Origin of the sequence: Burkholderia sp. 9120 (assembly GCF_000745015.1) — a bacterium.
In the GTDB taxonomy this organism is placed as follows: Bacteria; Pseudomonadota; Gammaproteobacteria; order Burkholderiales; family Burkholderiaceae; genus Paraburkholderia.
Window position 1 is genome coordinate 2,809,957 of record NZ_JQNA01000002.1, and the last position, 17,191, is coordinate 2,827,147.

A 17,191-nucleotide genomic window follows, 5' to 3' on the forward strand; every position below is an offset into this window, starting at 1 on the left:
TCACTCCGTTCCCGGGTTGATTGTGCTGGGGGCGGTGTAGTAGCAGTTCCCACGTTCAACCGGGTACGTCTTGGTCGGTTCAATCAACAAGTCTTCCGGATGGTGAGGAATCTCTTGCCAGAGGTCGCGGTCAGGGGCGACAGGCGGACGCGGCAAGTCGCGGAGTTCAGCGCCGGTCATTTCGTGCTTGGGAGCAACGTATTCGACCTCATCGATAGTGACGACGATGGGCTTTTCATGCTCATGGCCGTGCTCATGACCGTGCTCATGGCCGTGCTCATGGCCGTGCTCATGGCCGTGCTCATGGCCGTGCTCATGGCCGTGCTCATGACCGTGCTCATGACCGTGCTCATGACCGTGCTCATGACCGTGCTCATGACCGATTGCTCCGTCTTTCTCAGGTGCCGTAGCTGACATTTCCATACTCCTTACGTAGTTGATAGCCGTATAGTAGCTAAAAAGTAGCTATCCAACAAGGGATTTTTCTTGCAGTCCGTCGCGCCACCGCCGATAATCAGGGTGTAAACCAAGGAGTTAGTGAAGATGTCCTCGAAGCGAACGATGACGCTGAACCTCACGGACGCAGAGATGACGGTCCTTGAACAGCTTTGCGAGCAAAAAGACATGAGCAAGACGGCGGTCCTGCGGCAAGCTCTGCGCCTCTACCAGTTGCTGGATAACAGGATGCAGCAGGGAGAGAAGCTGTTCTTGGAAGACCCGTTAGCCAAAGAAAAAAAAGAGGTGGTAGTTCTGTGAGCGAGAGTCATGGAATTTATCTATACGACCGGCATACCGGCACCTATGTTGAAGCGTCGCTCATAGAGGGCGCCGGAGTCGACACGGGAATACGTGCTGATGCGGCGTGGGCGCAAATGCTTACAGCATCGGTCGTCAATGGCCCTGAGGTCCCGGTGAGGCCTGAACACGCGCATTGGGAGTGGGCCAAGAAAATTGAGTGCGTCCAAGGGTTGCTCCCTTACACGACGTTTAGCGTCGAGTGCGCCGGCGAGGTTCAAGGACTTATGATTGTGCGCACTTCGGGCGACGTCGCGCTCTTGCCGCAAAAGCGCGCGTTGCCGCTTGTATATATCGCGTATCTCGCGACGGCCCCTTGGAACTGGGCGCCTTATTTGCCGACCCCCCGGTTTAGGGGCGTGGGCCAAGCCATGTTGCTGGGAGCAATAAATCTAAGCCTCGAACTTGATTTCAAAGGTCGTGTTGGTCTTCATTCATTGCCGCAATCTGAATCTTGGTATGTTGAGCAGGGCATGACGAAACTCGGTGACTTCGCAAAGAAAGGCAATCTCGCGTATTACGAGATGTCCGAGGAAAGCGCACGTCAATTCGTTGGACAGGAGTGACTCATGAAATTCAAGATGAGCAGGGAGTGGTTGGCGAAGCGGCTTGGTCCTTCAGACGATGCTGACGTCGAGGTCGGTGCCGGCTACATGAGCTTGGAGGAGCTAAGGGGGGACGCTCAGTCGCGATTGATAAGTAACTCGCTATTGAAAGTCCCAACTCAGGTTGGGAGGGTAATACGCGTCGCGAGAGAGAACCAAGGATGGTCCATTCAGGACCTCGCGCACGAATCGCATGTCGGATTAAATGATATCGTTAGCTTGGAAACGGACATCAACTACTCTCCATCTCCAAGAACGGTATATTTCCTCGCTGAGGCTCTACACTTGGCTGAGGATAAGCTGCAAGGACTGGTTGGTCACCGGATTCCCGTTTCACATTCACTAGCCTCCAACGACCCACAATTGCGGTTCGCTGCTAACTCTCGAACAGCCGGAAGCCTGGATGCAGACGAGTATGAATTGGTGAGATTGCTCGTTGAAAGCATAACCAAAAATGAATAGCCATGACTATCCGCAACATCTTCTTGGAAGAAGCCAGTGCAGCAGATATCGACGCGAAGGTTGGTCGGTTACTCGCTAATTTGGGGCTGCGTCCGGAGCGAGTTAGCCTGGCGGAGGTTCGAGACCTACTCAAGCTCGACCTTAAGTACTATTCCAAGAGCAATCCAACGATGTTCGACCATGTGCTCCACAATTTGAAAGTAGGAGCGAAGCAGGTCTTAAAAGACCCATCGTTGCTCGCGCGAGCGATTGCGAAATTCGACCTTAAGGCCCTATACGTACCCGAGCGCCGTCAGATATATATTGACGACGACCTGCATGAAATCAAGAAACGTTGGAGCGAAGCTCACGAGGTAGTGCACAGCATCATTCCATGGCACGCCGGGTACGCTTTAGGGGACACGAAGTCCACCCTTTCTCCCGCCTGTCACGAAATCATAGAGGCCGAGGCCAATTTTGGTGCTGGCCGACTGCTGTTTCCTCGTGACGTGTTTCGTACCGCGTGCGCGTCCAGCTTGCCCTCGATGGTAGGGCTCAAGGACATCGCGAAGCATTTTGGAAACTCCATCACGAGCACGCTGTGGCGTTATGTTGAGGAGTGTCCGAACCCCGCGTTCGGACTCATTTCGCAGCATCCCCACACTCGCGGCGCCGCTCACGATGTCGTCGAATACTTTATCCGTTCAAACTTGTTCCACCGCCGTTTTCCGGATATTAACGAGGAGCAATTGCTCGAGCATGTTCGAGCGCACTGCTCGCACCGGACACGCGGGCCATTGGGGGCAGGCGAGGCAATTATCAGCGACGCACATGGGGGCCGACATCGGTTTCTGTTCGACGTTTTCTCGAATGGTCATGCAGTGCTGACGTTAGGTATCTATCAGACGGAAGTTCCTCTCGCCATGCCGGCGTATCCGATTGGCTAGTTCTATGCGAGCTTCGCGTGGCTGCTAATCCAATTGTGGACGTTGCCTCGCAGATGCTGCGCGCATCAGCTGTCGGTACAGCAACGCAAATGCGAAAATTCGTTCAGTTCGGCCATGGGCTGGCATGCACTTGGTATGGCTCGTTGACGAACGTTTTCGTCAATGCCACGCGAGGTGACGTTCGGAAACAAGCGGAAGTCCTTATCCACATCCTCTTGGTGTCACGCGCCGAGGCTCAAGCGGTCATGCCGAAATTCGGACAACGTTTACGACGAAACGAGCCGATATGACGAAAATCAGAAAGATTGAAATCAGGCACTTCCGCGGTATCAGTTCTCTCGACTGGTTCCCAGCCCCCGGTATCAATTGCCTGATAGGCCCGGGCGGCACGGGGAAACCCGCGTAGTCCTTAGTCGGCATCGTTCAGCCCTCGGTTGTGGCGCCCGCCGGGAAAGCTACGAAGACGGCCTCGGCCGCCAAGCCACCAGCGTCAAAAGCGCGGGGCAGCGGCCAGTCGACTACTGCGCCTCTGCAGCGTTATCAACAAAGCCCGGAACAGTTGCGGTCGCGCAGCATGGTTCGAAAGCAAGCGACCCAAATTCGATTGATTGCCAGCAGATAGGCCAGACGAGAAAACGATGAACAGGCATTTTCAGAAGTATGAAGAGATGAAATCCGATTTTCCGCCCTCTGCTTACGCGATGGTGGACCACGTTGAAGCATCTCCCGACGGCGATGTCCTTATTGCTCTCGACGCTGTTGGCGCAGACTGGTTCGAAAGCAGTTCGTTCTGGCAACAGGGCGGCACGGCCGACCGACGGCATCAAAGTTTTTTGAAGCAAGAACTCACACCATTGCGCAATGGACGGAACCCGTTTGAAGACGCGCCCTTATATAGAGTCGAGGTCGCGCTGTCCCCGAACGCAGGTTCAGCCTACAACTATCCCTTCGGATATCAGCATGCCGCTGACTACGAATCCGGGGGAGACCCCAATGGCTGGTATCAGGGATTCGAGAAGGCTTGGTTTCGGTTGAGTTTTTCAGCGACGCCGGTGCCCGGCGCAATGTCAGCAAAGGTGTACTCCAATCTCTTCGCGCCGCCGACGACAGTCTACGTCCAAGGCACCATGCCGTCGACGAAAGCAGGTAAGTTACTTGGCAGTACTTTCTCTTTTGCACATCTTCCCCGGGCGGACGAAAACGTGCTTGCTTCTAGGCTAAAGAACGGTCGCGCCGATTTGCTTGCTGCTTATGACGTCGGGCAGGGAAACTGCAATGGCTTCCTGGCGGCCGCCGCACCCTCGCCATATCCAACGCTTTACTATGACCTTGGTGCAGGTGTATATCGCAACAGTTCTACAACGCCCGCCAATCTGATTTTCTGCTTCAGCAGTGTGGAGACGATTGTTCTCTCGCACTGGGACGCAGACCACTGGGCAGGGGCTTATGCGATGAGGGCACTGACGCCGGGAACCGTGCCTGGAAGCGGAATGTATCCGGCCTTATCGAAGACCTGGTTTGCGCCTGAACAAAGAGTCGGTCCGTTACACGTGGCGTTCGCTTATGACGTCGTAGCCAATGGCGGAGCTGTCTTCCTCTACACCCCCAATTCGTGGGGCTCACCTTTAAGTGTGAGAATCTCCACGCACAAGGAGTTGCAGGTCTCCCTTGGCTCCGGGGGGGGCCGAAACAATACTGGCATCGTTCTGATGGTAGAGAACTCGTCGACATCTCCCAGTCGACGATGGCTTCTTACCGGGGACTGCGACTATCGATACATCGACGCAACTCAAACTGACAAGCCGCTTGTCGGATTGATTGCGCCACATCACGGCGCAACCTTAGGCAGGAACAGCGCTGCACCACTGCCCGACAGCAACGGGTACGCTCGATTGGTCTACAGCTTCGGGTCGGACAACAAACACGGAACGAAGACGCAGCATCCAACGAAGGATGGCGTCTCTCGGCATAGAGCTTCCGGGTGGAAGCATGGCGCATGGAAGTTGAACGAGCCTGGCGATTGCCTTGCGGGCGCCGATGTGCTGCATACAGAGCAACATACCAAAGCTGGAGCTGGTGGACCGGCCGGTCAATTGGGCGGTACCGTCATAGGTTGGGTTTCGGCTCCTCCGGTCCCATTTTCCCCTCCTTGCGGTGGAAGCCATTGCTCGACACCATTGAAACAGTCCTGAAGCCAAGCTGGTTCGTTGCTTCGTCATCTGAATTGTAGGTCGCAAGCCGGGCACAAGCCTTTAGAGCGCATCGCCGCAAGGAAACAAGACTACCTTCCGCACGGATGCATCACTTCGGAAGCTTCGGATGTCTGACTTCGGCACTGCGGCATAGATGGCGGGGCTAGACATCTCTGCGCTGTTGTAGTTAGAATTCCCGCGTAAGCCGCTGCGCTGGCTTGCCCGCCCACGATGGCGAAGCCGGTTTCGGCAGCGTATGACTTGCATGGCCTATCCCTTTGGCTACTGCAGATTCCTTGTGTGGGCGCATTGGAGTCCTGGTGGCCAGGAGATATCGCCATGAGCAAAACCATTTCCCCCGCTCAACTCGAGCAATTTCGCCGTGACGCGCAGCGTCTCAAGCGCGAGCACGAAATTCCTTTGCATGAAGCACAAAGTCGCGTCGCGATACAGCAGGGCTTCAGGAACTGGTCGTTGCTGGCCAAGAGCGTCACTCGCGGTCCGGCGCCCAAGGTCCGCGTCGTTGATACTGCGTCAGACCTAGGACTAGATACCCGAAAGCGCTACTACCTGCATGGCGACCAGACCGAGCACGACCCAGCGCTCTACTACTGCGCCCAGTGCGATGCATTCTCACCAGCAGAACATTTCGACGCTGTCCATGGCCCGAAGACTGTGGAGCGCTACCTTGACAATCTCCGCTACTGGAATTCGCCTGAGCGCAGCCAAGGAGACTGGCGGCGACCTGCTGACGCAGTGAACGCTCTGGATGAGTTGATGCGCACATATCTCTCGGCCGAGGCTGAGCGCGAGAAGTCACGCAGTCGGTTCCATCGTTGGATTGTGACGCAGACCGAACGCAAGGATTGGATTGGTGACCTCGCCGGGGACATCAAAGGGGACAAAACCTTCCCGGTGGCCGAGACCTCGTTGGCAAAACTTGTCGCTTATTTAGAACGCGAGGGCGCAGTCGAAGGAGCCTTGAGTGCCATGCGTGCCGCATACGCAGAGTTCTCAGTGAATCGCTAAGTGGCCGCTGTGCGTGTTCAGCGTCCGTGTGTTTCGTTCGGAGCACGCACAGCGCAGACCCCGTGGGTCGTATGAGTGCAGCAGCCCCACGCGTCTCGCAGTCGAGGGCTGAGCTAGGCCGGCCTTCGTCTGGACTCGCCGCGAGCACAGCCGACAGCAATCGAAAGTTTACGGCGTGCGTAGGACGAAGCGGATGGCTCGTCGTCTCAAAGCTTCGCTATGCACACAGTGAGTACGGACTCCCATCTCTTGCGTCTCAGGCACTTCGGGGTTCCGTGTCGTAGTGCTTCGATTCGGCGTTCTGCCTGAAAAGCTCGCGAATAGCGAGTTGCGCACTTGAGGTTTCAGACACGCTGCAGGACAGGCAGGACAGGCAGGACAGGCAGGCCACTGTGCATCATCGGTCAGATGATTCGTGGGAAAATCGCTGATGAATTGCCGTGCATCTCCATTTCCGGCAGTACCGTCAATATCAGGAAGCCCATGCTCGCCACAAAACTAAGAACTACGCGCGACCGCCCCGCACGGCCTCAAAAATGGACATGGCCGGCGGGCATCGAGTTCATCAAGGACCTGCTCGACGTTGTTATCAAGATTTCTGTAATCTTGCTGCCCTTGCCGGCGCTCGCCATTTTTCTGTATTTGAAAACACTCCAGCGCACGGACCTCTTCCTGCCAGCCATCCTCTCAGGACCGGGCCTCGTTGCGCTACTCGAAGCCACGTTCATTCTGTGCGCCGCGCTCCTCGCCAACTTTGTTGGTCCATCGTGGGTAGCCTCGCAAATAGCCAACACCTACGGCAAGGACGGGCGCCCGATGCTCGGCGCGGCGAGCTTCGTGATTCTCACCGGGTTCATCGCGGGCCCATATTTCCTTACCCTGTGCTACCTGCCCAACGCCGCCTTACCGCTCTGGCTGAAGTGGATAACTGGAATTGCCGTTGCATTCTTGACCCCATTGCTGCTGCTTTTGCTCGCCTTGCGCAGCCCTCGCTACTTCCGGATGCTTACCGACGCAGAGCGCACGAACAGAACGCTACGCACGCGGCAAAGCGTCAAACGTACTCTCTGGGCCTGCGCAAGCGCGCTGATTTCCGTGAGCACCTTCGTCACATTCGCCAGCCTCTTCCGGCTGTACGGACTGTCCGGTGACGGCTGGCGGACCTGGCTGGGGCGCTTGTTTTTCCAGCAAGCCTGCTACCCGGCATGATGTATGTCGCGAGGCGCAGTTGGGGCGATTCGCGGACTGTTGCGTTCGCTATAGCGGCGCTGATGGTGGGGGCGACTATTCTTGTACTTACCCTGAATGGCCTATCGCTGGAGCCGCTGGCGCTGTTAGCCATGCGTGCAATGAGCGTCGCCGAGAAAGAAACCCGTACATTTGAACTCGTCAGCACGAACGAGCGCTCTGCGTGGACCGCGCTCGGATTCCGGTTCATCGGAGAAACCACTTTCTTTAAGGCGAGCATCAGGTTCCAGCTTGGCGACGTGAGGTTACTGTGCGTTGACCCGTACGATGTTGGCAGCCCCTATCCCGGCGCGCTTGGACCGTTCAGCGCGAAACCTGCGAAATCGCCCCTGCCCCAGACCGGTTGCATGACGACACTCAAGGATGAGGTACGGGTCGTCGAGCCGCCAGCCGCCGGCTTCATCGCTCCGAAGAACAGGCGTCCTCCACCACCGGCCACGTCGGATTCGTGTAACGCTCCGTAGCCTCATCATCTCGCTGTAACGGTGGCTATTCATTGGAATATTATTGTCGCCGTATGAAGCAAAGGGAATACCCAAAAAATGACTGCACCTATCGAAGGTCTGCGTGAGAATGTTCGCAAGTTAAAGCCAGATGGGGATGATGGCTTTGAGGGACTTATGGCTGCAGTGTTGACAGACCTGACGCGAAGAAGCTTTGCAATTGCTAGCTCCGGTTCGCAACGCGGTCGTGACGGCCAGTCGGCTTTGGACCGCGGAGTGGTTCTGTTCGAAGCGAAGCGTTACGACGACACACTTCCGAAAGAGAAAATTCTGACGAAGATTACGGAGATTGCCGGTGACACTGAAAGCACGCCCGAACTCTTCATTGTTGGAGCTACTGGGCCGATATGGGCACAACACATCTCGTTGATGCAGTCAGCCGCAAGGAGATTTGGGATGGTTGTGATGGCCTTGAGCTGGCCAGAGACGGGACTACCCGACCTGGCAGTGTTTCTAGCCATGGCCACGGATGTATCTGCGGAATTTATTGCCAGACATATATCGGTCAGTCAACGCGAACTGTTACTGCAATTGGACGCAGTGCGAGCCCATTCACAGTTTCAGGCTCGGTCGGATGAGCTGAAAACCATGGTTCTGCAGCCTAGCATTGCTCCGGCATTCGCGCTGGCCGACAACGCCATCTGGCTCGAGAAGGTTTTTTCTGACGCTAATCACGCTCGCAGAATGTTAGGCCAGCCTCTCAGCCCAGCCGAAGCGTCGGGCGTTGGTACCCTCGACCGGGCAGACCTTCGCATCCGGATATCCGACGCAGTTTTTGCTAGATTCGACGATGCAATCGTCGCAATTCTGGGGGCGGACGGCAACGGAAAGTCCTGGATATTCGCCCAAGCATGGTGCCATCTGCAAGTCCGGCCACTCACTGTAGTTATCGTGCCGGATGATGTCGGTCTTCAGGTATCACCCGAAGTCTGCACGGAACTGCTGGTCTCAAAGCTAGTAGCACAGACCGATGATATACCCAGGGCGGAAACCAGAGAGCGCTGGCTAAGGCACTTTGAACGCTGGCAGAAAAACCATGACATTTCCCAGCCGAGGCTTGTCGTTTTTGTCGATGGCGTAAATCAGCGAGAGACTGTTGACTGGTTGCGCTTCCTCGATGCAATGAGTGAAGTGGTCACCCGACTGGGCGGACGACTCGTGTTCAGCTGTCGGCGCGTCTTCTATCGAGGGCGACTTGAAGGCAGGCTTGTTAGCCGAGTCGAATCAATCGACGTTCCGGAGTGGTCCGACCTTGAATTGGACGAACTGCTGAAGGTACGAGGAACTTCGATTGCCGCTCTGGAGATTGGGATTATTCGCGGGTTGAGAAATCCGCGAATATTTGGGGTGGCGATGTCGCTGTTCAATAAGGACGAAATCAAGGCGTTCGGCGAGTTAAGCGTTAGTCGCCTCCTTTTTGAGCACATTCGCAGTGGAAACGCAACACTGGACAACTCGATGGAGCCCAGCAGATTTGCAGCGGAGATTCGCAGCCACGCGGAAAACATCGTTCAGAGACTCGAGAGGAATGAACCGGACGGATTGAATGAATTCGATATGTCTTCGTTCGGAGCTGCGGGCGATACTACCAGAGCGGTTTCTGACCGGTTCGTCATCACCTCATCAGGCCACTTCTTCGAGATGATAGAAGGTGAGCCCAACAGGTATGTCCTGAAAGAGGACGGTCTGCCGCTGGCAATGGGGTTGGCACTTGTCAGCAAGGTACGCACGGCGTTACGGCAACGACGAAGTATCGACGAGGCCCTGTCCAACATCCTTGACCCCATTGCCGCGCTTGACCAAACGAGCGATATTCTTTTGAGTGCGATTCTTTCTGCCGTGATTGAAGGGTCTTCAGAAGAGGTCGTAACCCCCCTAGTGTGCTCCTTCGTCTCTCTTCAGAACATCGATGCTTCGCACTATGCAGAATTCCGCAATCTGTTCGGTCGTGACCCGGTCGCATTTCTTGGGGCGGTAGAGACTCTGGTCTTGAGTCGCAACGTCGCGTCAAATTTTTCCTGGCTAACGGCCGCTGTCTCAGACCTAGCAGGAGCTACGAAATTTGAAAGCGCGTACGTCGCTTCCATTCACCGCTGGCTCAGCATGTACTCTTTGGCGCCTGAACGTATGGTGCTCGTTCCGAACACTCCGGACCGCGCCGATGAACATAGCCAGCAACTCAGGGAGCGTGAGAATGAACTCACTACAAGCCTCGAATCGTTGTCGCAGTGCGAACGCGAAATCTTGAAAACAATGGTTCTCGAGGGTCGAGGAGATTATAGCCAACTCGGCCTGATTGCTCTGCAGGCACTCGCAAGTCGTCCTCTTGCACCCTTTGCCACGAGCTTGACGCAGTGGTGTTTCGCTTCCGCATTCAACGGCGGCTACCGTGACAATCGGGACGACTTCTATAGCCTGCTTCGTTTTAATATAGTCGATTGGGTCCCGGCCAAGACTGCACTGCTGGATGCGGTGCATTGTCTCCGTCAGGCTGATACATCAAGCGTCGGGCAATGGGCGCTAGTCTATGCCCTTCAGGCTACCGGCGATAGTGGCGATGCCAAAGAAGCAAGCCGCATTGCCGATGGCTTGAGGGGTGAAAGCGGGACCATAAGAAACTGGCGACTGATTGAAGACTTTTGCGCTACAGACCCCTGTAACCCTTCGTCCGTAGAACCGGAAAATATCAGCGCTACTGCCGTTAAATACGAGGGCATCAATCCGGCTGAAGTGCGTCGGACGGCGAGTAGTTCAAACGACAACCATTTCTTTACCGCAGCCCAGCCTGGCTTGGCTCGGTTTCGTCCCACGATTGCCTCGGATGTCTTGCGTGCCTTTGCGACACAAGCCACAGCACGTCAAACGCGGGAATTCAATCACGCGGTCCATTCCCTTGCGGAGCAGACGGTGGCGTTCGACAGGCAAATCGCTGCGGCCTATGTCGAAAAGGCACGCGAGATTGCTCAGGCTGCGCTCGACGCTGGCGAGGACAAGCACAATGAGGCATGGGTCGCAGCCCAGTTTGCCCTGTGCGTAGCCTTCCCCCACTTGACCGGTGAAGAACAGCTTGAGGCACTACTCGACCATCCTGACGACAAGACCGTAATGATGGACTTAAGCCATCTACTTCGTCCCATCGACGGTAACAGGATAGAGCGCGAACTGGAGAAAGCCATTCAAGAAGGCAATTTTATCCGGCAGTTTCGCGTGCTGTTGTTTGCAGAATACTCTTCTACTCCCTTGACAGCTCTCTCTAAGGACATGGCGGTGAGTCTTTTGGCCTCACATCACGACCATGTCCGCTTGTCGGCGCTTTCGCTTGTTCACGCAACGGCGGACCCGGCACTGCTTACGGCGTTGGTGAAATCCGGATGGAGTGCAAGTTCGCTTGACGCCGTGTCGCGCAAGATTGAAATCATGCACGGCTCACGCGCGCTGGTTCTTGCAGCGGAGCAAGGCTCTATCACTATCGAGAGTTGTCTTGACCGAATCGACTTTTCGGCTTACGAACTACTGGCCGAAAGGCTGGGAACGGAGGGCTCGGTGGCCATCGCCAAGCGACTTGACACGGCCATTCGAAAGGCGTCTGAGTTTCATGCCATCGGCAATCTCCCCGACATTGAGCAAAACCTGCAGGGTCGACACTGGCCTGTTATTTACGAGGTTTCGCATAAAGCCTCTCCTGACGAAACTCCAGAAGAACGATTGCTGCGAAATGCCGATACTGGCGATGCATGGTATGACCGCCAGGAAAAAAGCCGAAATGTCGCCGAACGCTTTGAGCGTGACCTGACAAACGCCGATGCGCAACTCATTATCCGACCGGTCTCCGTCGAACTTATTTCCGCGATTGACGATGCAAACGTCTTGTTCGCAGACGCGTGGGCCAAGCTCTTTATGGAGCTGAATGGCCAGGCCCTGTGCAACGTTCACAATATTGGGATGGTAGTGGCTGAGGTGGTTGGCAGACGGGACGGTATTGCCGGAAGGAAACTATTTGAGCACGTCCAATCAAGTACGCCACAGGTTCGTGTGACGTTCGGTCACTCCAAGGTCGACGTCGACGCGATGACTGCATGGGGTGCGGCGGTCAACCGTGAAATGAATGAACGATGCTTCGCGCGTCTAGACCGAATCAGCAATGACCACGAACTTGCAATGGAGATTCTTGCCGCTATCGGAGCCCAACGCATAGATATTTTGCGTGATTACGTGTTAGACCGTCGAGAGCGGGTGGAGCCCGCACTACGAGCTCGCGCCACGATGGTGGCGGGCCTGTCGCCTGATGAGCCATGGGCGGTCGATACAGTCGACCGCTTGAAGCATGAACATGGCTTCCTCAAGGGTGCATATAAAGCGGCGACGTATGCTATGGAACGCCATCAATGGTCTCGCCAGTGGGCTGCCAAAATTCGCGAGGCAACCGACCCAATTGACTTCTGGCGCTTTTCCGTCCTGCTTTCGAAAATCGTTGACGGTCGCTTCGATAAAGCAGAACTCGTTGGGGATGCACCAAGCGAACTCGTGCAGCGGTTCGGCCCCACTTTGGATTCAGCAATTCGGCAGAGAATCGGGAAATGGAAAAACAATCGTAGTTCAAAGCTCTTTGGGATGAACGCCCCTGACGAGGTCTTCACTGTACGCAATAAAACAAGTACACGATGACTAACGGCGCCGGTCTTGGTCTTACATGCCTCGACCGAAACCAGAAGCACGGATGGGAATTTTGTCGGACCCGACTGTGTTACGGCATGAGTTTCCTGCTTCCGGCCAACTCCTTCGCCGCGACTCGGTTTCGAAGCGAGGAGTATCTGCGACGCGGCGTCGCAAGGTAGACCATTCGGGGTAAGCGCATCATTAGCGCCCACGCTATCAAAAAGGAACAACGAATCGATGGCTTTCGCGGTTAGTCCCCAAACGGGTTGCCGGTGTCCTTTACTTCTGTATTGAGGTTGTGTTCCGCACGCACTGCCTTGAGCACGCCCTCGATGTCGCGCTCGAAGCCGACTGCGTTGCCGAAGTGAGTCATATCCCAGTTGCAGCCTGTCTTGTCAGCCTCTTGCAACTGCGGCCGCGGCACACGAATCTTCACGCCATCCTCGACGATTTCCTGCAGTCGATGGATTCGCCGATTGACCTCCTGCTGTAGCTGCGAAGCATTGAGCGTCTTGCGTATCATCCGAGTCTCCTCCCGGTTGCTCACGCCAGTCTAGCTCAAGTGAGGCCTTCCGCGATTTGGCGCTGAAATGCAAAGTGAGTGTTTGCGCTTCGCCGCTACGCCACCACTCAACCATCGGCAACACATGTGCTGTTGGACGTGACCGCAGCAGGCGTAGAACTCGTGGAGGGCCGCTACCGCGCTGAGCGCATCCTGGACTGCAACGGAGGCACTCGTAATCCTGCGTTACGAATCTCGCACCGCCGTTTCACATGTGTCCGACATCGCTCCTTACACTCCAAGCCGTAGTCACTGACATTGCACTCAATGTGCGAGGAGTAGCGAAGATGAACAAGAAAATTCTTGGCGCAGCGCTCGGTCTGGCAGTGCTGGCAGCATCAACGGCAGCATCGGCACACGTCGACGTCGCCATTGGATTGGGCATCCCCGGGGCAGTCTATGGGCCTGCAGAGCCAGTGTACGCACCGCCACCTCCCGTCGTGTATGCCCCCGCACCTGTCGCCGTCGCGTACGGCGGTGGTGACGACTGGCGAGCCCGTGAGTGGCGCGAACGTCGCGAGTGGCGTGAACGTGAATGGCGCCGCCAGGAATGGCGTGAGCACGAGTGGCGCGAGCATCGTGATTGGCGCGGGTATTGAAACGACGCCGGAGAGCGCCACATCCGGAAAATCCGACCTCAGAGTACTTTCGAATGAAAACTAGCCCGATACGAATCGCCTTGATTGCAACGACGCTGGTCTTCGCAACGGCAGGCACGGCAAACGCCGCGGGCTGCCTCAAGGGCGCGGTGGTAGGTGGGGTCGCCGGGCACTACGCGGGGCACCATGCTGTCGTTGGTGCGGTCGGTGGTTGCGTGGTCGGCAGGCACCTTGCGAAGCAGCACGCCCAACAGCAAGCTGCGCAGCGTCAAGCAGCACAGGCGCAATAAAACGTCGTCGGCTTGGTGTACCCGGTGAAATCAGAAAATCGCTGGTCCACCGGGCACCTGACAACTACGTTTAGGTCGTCAACTCAGCGCCAGACTCGACTGCGGCCAACGGAGCGGCCACGGCCACGCTCTTGCGCGGCGCTTTCTTTGCCGGCACCTTCGCGCTCGCGGCCTTCTTGGCAGCAGTTTTCTTCGCAGTCGGAGCCTTCTTCGCAACAGCCTTCGTGACCGCCGGTTTCGCATCGGCCGCCGCACTGGCGCCGACAATCAGAAACTTCGCCCGGTCTTTGGCACCAGATAGCCACGCCGGAGCCGGACCGCGCCCGCTCCATGTCGCGCCCGACTTCGGGTCGCGATACTTAGCCGGCTGCGGACCTTTCGGCTGACCCTTGGTAGAGGTCACACCAACTGCCTTCGAGGCCTTCTTCACTGCAGTTTTCGCCTTGCTCACGGCACCCGCGGGCGTCGCGACAGTCGCTTTAGCGCCGTCTGCAATCAGGAATTTGCTTCGGTCCTTGACGTTAGCAATCCACGCCGGCGCGCGGCCGCGTCCACTCCACGTCGCGCCCGACTTTGGGTCCTGGTACATCGCCGGCTGAGGCCCGCGAACGTAATTGCCCGCAGTCTTCACTTTGCTGACAGGAGCCGGCTTCGCCGTCGCCGCACTTCCGTCAACCAGGAATTTGTCTCGGTTCTTGGCTGCTGCAATCCAACTTGGTGCCCGGCCGTGTCCGGTCCAAGTTGCACCACTCTTCGGGTCGCGATACTTGACCGTAGCGGCGCCTCCTTGGCTCGTGGTTATAGCAACTGCCTTCGTGGCGCGTTGCTTTCCACCAGCGTGCGCATCAATGTCAGCAATGGTCAGGCCGTATTTCGCCATCAACTCGCGAATCTTTTCGATGACGCTCGACGATTGCTTTGCAATCAGGGCATCCGCTTGGGCCTTCAATTTATCCATCTTCGCTTGGATTGTTTCCAAAGTCGTTGCCATAAAGTGATTTCCTTGTGAAGGTGGCCGCAATATGCCATGACACCTTCGAAGATAGCTAGGCCTTCCAAATCGAAAGCACCACCTAATGCATCGTTCGAGTCGAATCCTTCAACAAGCGGGCGGCTGCGGCACCAGAGTTCTCCGCAGCGTTAGCGGCTTATGGCAAGCCTTTAACAGAGAAACTTGAGCTAGGTCGTCTGGCACGCCATGACGCCTTGACTGCGCCGGTAATCTATAGGCGGTCAGGGCTCTCCTCCGCGGGATTGATGCCAAGAACGGCGTGAACCTTCGATAACGCTTCGTCTGCTTCAAGTCTTCGCTGGCCGAATTCTGTAGCCAGCATCGTCGAGACCTGTGCGAGGCTCTCGACGGCTATTCCCAGAGGTCGAGCCATTACCTCTAGTTGTGACCGTATCCAAGTTCGCGAGGCGGGGATAACCATCGCAACACACAGCAATGCCAGTAAGGCCAGCCAGACCTCGCGCGGGACGTTCGCCGCCGCTTTTTTGGCTGCAGAATGAACGAACTTCGTTGCGCCAGACAACGCCTTTAGGCTTAGTCCGCCAAGGGCGTACCCGCCGACCTGAAAGGTCACCTGAACAGCGGCCGCGCGGGAATAGGCACGCAAAGTTGCCATCACGGCGATGGGAGCGACCGTACCGCCCATCGCCGCGATGTCCTTGTCAGCGGTGACGATGGTTGCGTTGATTTTCTGTTGTAGCCGGAGATATGGAACGTCCTTCGGGTCCCGGTAGTCCACTCCATCTTCGGGGATGCCGCCGACGTCTACCAACTTTATGAGGGTGCGCAAACGTAGCCAGTGAGCAGTCACTTCCTCGCGCCTAGCGCCTTTTTCGATGATGAGAGGGATGTACTTTTCGACTTCGCTTTCGAGAAATGTCGGTGCCCACGCAATCACGGTTTCGACCTCGAGAACCTCGAGCAGCTCGGACCGCCCATGCGGATTCTTTCTCCTTGTTGTTGCCCAAATGAGTTCTTTAACGATGACGTTTGCGTCGAGTATCAGGTTGACTTGAAACAGTGAGGCCAGCAGAGCGAGCGGTGCGCCATCAGCATACAAACTCCTAAACTCCTTCAATGCGTCGGACCGAATGTGGTTGTCGTGCATGGTATTCCCCGTAGCTCCCGAGTCGGTATTGGTATGTCGGTTCCGCTTGACGAGTCCATTTACAACTTAGTGCAGGACGCGATGTGCGAGCGCCGTCTCATGCGTGCCATTGTCCCTCATTAATAGACGGCTAACTCTCAGCATCTCGAAGGCCTCCTCGCCACCGCCCGCGTGTCAACGAGGCACGGACGCGGGCCTTACCTCTAAACTTCCTGCAACGTGCGTGCCGGGACCCGTGTGACTCGAATCAATGTGCGCGCTGGTCGGTACGTTTTCCCACTCTATCTTTGACCATGTTTTGATGTCAGTCAGCGGAACCGTGTGTGTGTGGACGGGGCCACCCGACGAATAGATTCCACAGAACTTTTCCGTGCACGAGATAATGACTCCGGTCACGGGGTCAGCTTTGTCCCGCGTAATCTCTACGAAGTTCAGCTTGTGCTTCTTGAGCTCATCGATGCGCCACTCACGGATGGCTCTCATCTCTGTTTGGGCGACCTTTTCTCCTCTGCTGCACGCTGGATTGAACAGGGCCATCGGAAGGACGCTGAAATACATGAGAGAGAAAAACACGATAGCTGTCACACAAAAGAATATGATTTCCTGAGTCACGAAATTTTCTGACTTTTTCAGGGTCGTCCTAATACCCTTTCGCTCCCGGCGCTTCGACATGTGGTGGTTCATCCAGTTGCCCGCATAGAGCACTGCGGCTATTAAGAGCATGAGGCCGACAAATAACCCAAGCAAGTCGACCAGTAGGTCCTCCTGTGCGTAATAACCCAGATACGCAAGGTCATCGCTACTCCACGGCATCGCGTCCGGTTGCAAGCCGAATGCGAGGAGGTACCCGTTTCGGTATGACATCCCGGCATTTTTGAGCATCCAGAGAAATATCGCCCCTGCAAGAGCGGCTCCGCTGATGATGACAGCAGCGAGCGAAATCGCGGAGAAGCGGACTGTGGGTGCGTCCTGTTTTTTTGTAGTGGCCCGACGAAGGGATGAGCGTGTAGGTCGGTTATTCGGCAAGCTCATAGGAGATTTGGCAAGATTGAAGTTATTTAGCGGATATGCACCGCGCATTGTAATTTGTCATTTAGAGCAAGCGTGGCCAGTGATTTAACAGTTTCCTGATAGCGAATTAAAATAGCGTTTTGTAGAATCCGTGCGCGACTTAACGCTCGGGTGACGGAAAGAGGCACGTACA

16 protein-coding genes are annotated in these 17,191 nt (G+C 56.1%); 11 read left to right on the top strand and 5 right to left on the bottom strand.

Annotation, left to right across the window (positions count from 1 at the left end; genetic code table 11):
* A complete protein-coding gene (locus FA94_RS39210; protein WP_197070228.1) occupies positions 1-417 on the bottom strand; it encodes a hypothetical protein in 417 nt (138 codons plus the stop codon).
* 126 nt (positions 418-543) lie between these two features.
* Here FA94_RS39210 and FA94_RS20700 point away from each other — a divergent pair, with 126 nt between their 5' ends.
* The 9 genes from FA94_RS20700 to FA94_RS20735 all read left to right on the top strand — a co-directional run bounded on the left by FA94_RS20700 (position 544) and on the right by FA94_RS20735 (position 12,425).
* Positions 544-756 (top strand): transcriptional regulator, encoded by a 213-nt coding sequence (locus FA94_RS20700; protein ID WP_035554622.1) that lies wholly within the window; start codon positions 544-546, stop codon positions 754-756.
* Positions 753-1,361, top strand: coding sequence for a hypothetical protein (locus FA94_RS20705; protein ID WP_035554623.1), 609 nt, complete (start codon positions 753-755; stop codon positions 1,359-1,361). Before FA94_RS20700 ends, FA94_RS20705 begins: the two co-directional genes overlap by 4 nt.
* A gap of 3 nt (positions 1,362-1,364) precedes the next feature.
* Positions 1,365-1,862, top strand: coding sequence for a helix-turn-helix domain-containing protein (locus FA94_RS20710; protein ID WP_035554624.1), 498 nt, complete (start codon positions 1,365-1,367; stop codon positions 1,860-1,862).
* Positions 1,863-1,864: 2 nt separating this feature from the next.
* On the top strand, positions 1,865-2,788 hold the full coding sequence (locus FA94_RS20715; protein WP_051980649.1) for an ImmA/IrrE family metallo-endopeptidase: 924 nt from the start codon (positions 1,865-1,867) through the stop codon (positions 2,786-2,788).
* Positions 2,789-3,426: 638 nt separating this feature from the next.
* Positions 3,427-4,980, top strand: coding sequence for a ComEC/Rec2 family competence protein (locus tag FA94_RS38740; protein ID WP_156126682.1), 1,554 nt, complete (start codon positions 3,427-3,429; stop codon positions 4,978-4,980).
* 339 nt (positions 4,981-5,319) lie between these two features.
* Entirely contained in the window at positions 5,320-6,009 is a 690-nt protein-coding gene (locus tag FA94_RS20720; protein ID WP_081936017.1) for a YozE family protein, read from the top strand.
* Positions 6,010-6,417: 408 nt separating this feature from the next.
* Positions 6,418-7,218, top strand: a complete 801-nt coding sequence (locus tag FA94_RS20725) for a hypothetical protein (RefSeq protein ID WP_035554625.1) — start codon at positions 6,418-6,420, stop codon at positions 7,216-7,218.
* Positions 7,215-7,721 carry a hypothetical protein gene (locus FA94_RS20730; protein ID WP_035554626.1) on the top strand — a complete coding sequence of 169 codons (507 nt, stop codon included), beginning with the start codon at positions 7,215-7,217 and terminating at the stop codon, positions 7,719-7,721. Before FA94_RS20725 ends, FA94_RS20730 begins: the two co-directional genes overlap by 4 nt.
* A gap of 78 nt (positions 7,722-7,799) precedes the next feature.
* A complete protein-coding gene (locus FA94_RS20735) occupies positions 7,800-12,425 on the top strand; it encodes a hypothetical protein (protein ID WP_156126683.1) in 4,626 nt (1,541 codons plus the stop codon).
* A 241-nt stretch (positions 12,426-12,666) separates the two neighbouring features.
* Here FA94_RS20735 and FA94_RS20740 read toward each other — a convergent pair whose 3' ends face one another.
* Complete coding sequence (locus FA94_RS20740) at positions 12,667-12,939, bottom strand: hypothetical protein (RefSeq protein WP_035554628.1); 273 nt, start codon at positions 12,937-12,939, stop codon at positions 12,667-12,669.
* 326 nt (positions 12,940-13,265) lie between these two features.
* On the opposite strand from FA94_RS20740, the gene FA94_RS38115 reads away from it, so the two are divergent.
* Both FA94_RS38115 and FA94_RS39515 read left to right on the top strand, forming a co-directional pair.
* A complete protein-coding gene (locus FA94_RS38115) occupies positions 13,266-13,577 on the top strand; it encodes a hypothetical protein (protein ID WP_081936019.1) in 312 nt (103 codons plus the stop codon).
* 53 nt (positions 13,578-13,630) lie between these two features.
* Positions 13,631-13,867, top strand: coding sequence for a hypothetical protein (locus FA94_RS39515; RefSeq protein ID WP_035554630.1), 237 nt, complete (start codon positions 13,631-13,633; stop codon positions 13,865-13,867).
* 70 nt (positions 13,868-13,937) lie between these two features.
* Here FA94_RS39515 and FA94_RS39780 read toward each other — a convergent pair whose 3' ends face one another.
* The 3 genes from FA94_RS39780 to FA94_RS20765 all read right to left on the bottom strand — a co-directional run bounded on the left by FA94_RS39780 (position 13,938) and on the right by FA94_RS20765 (position 17,019).
* Entirely contained in the window at positions 13,938-14,858 is a 921-nt protein-coding gene (locus FA94_RS39780) for an H-NS family nucleoid-associated regulatory protein (protein WP_035554631.1), read from the bottom strand.
* A 232-nt stretch (positions 14,859-15,090) separates the two neighbouring features.
* Positions 15,091-15,987: a PIN domain-containing protein gene (locus FA94_RS20760; RefSeq protein WP_035554632.1), complete on the bottom strand. Its 897-nt coding sequence runs from the start codon at positions 15,985-15,987 to the stop codon at positions 15,091-15,093.
* 174 nt (positions 15,988-16,161) lie between these two features.
* Positions 16,162-17,019: a hypothetical protein gene (locus FA94_RS20765; RefSeq protein ID WP_156126684.1), complete on the bottom strand. Its 858-nt coding sequence runs from the start codon at positions 17,017-17,019 to the stop codon at positions 16,162-16,164.
* Positions 17,020-17,191 lie beyond the last annotated feature (172 nt).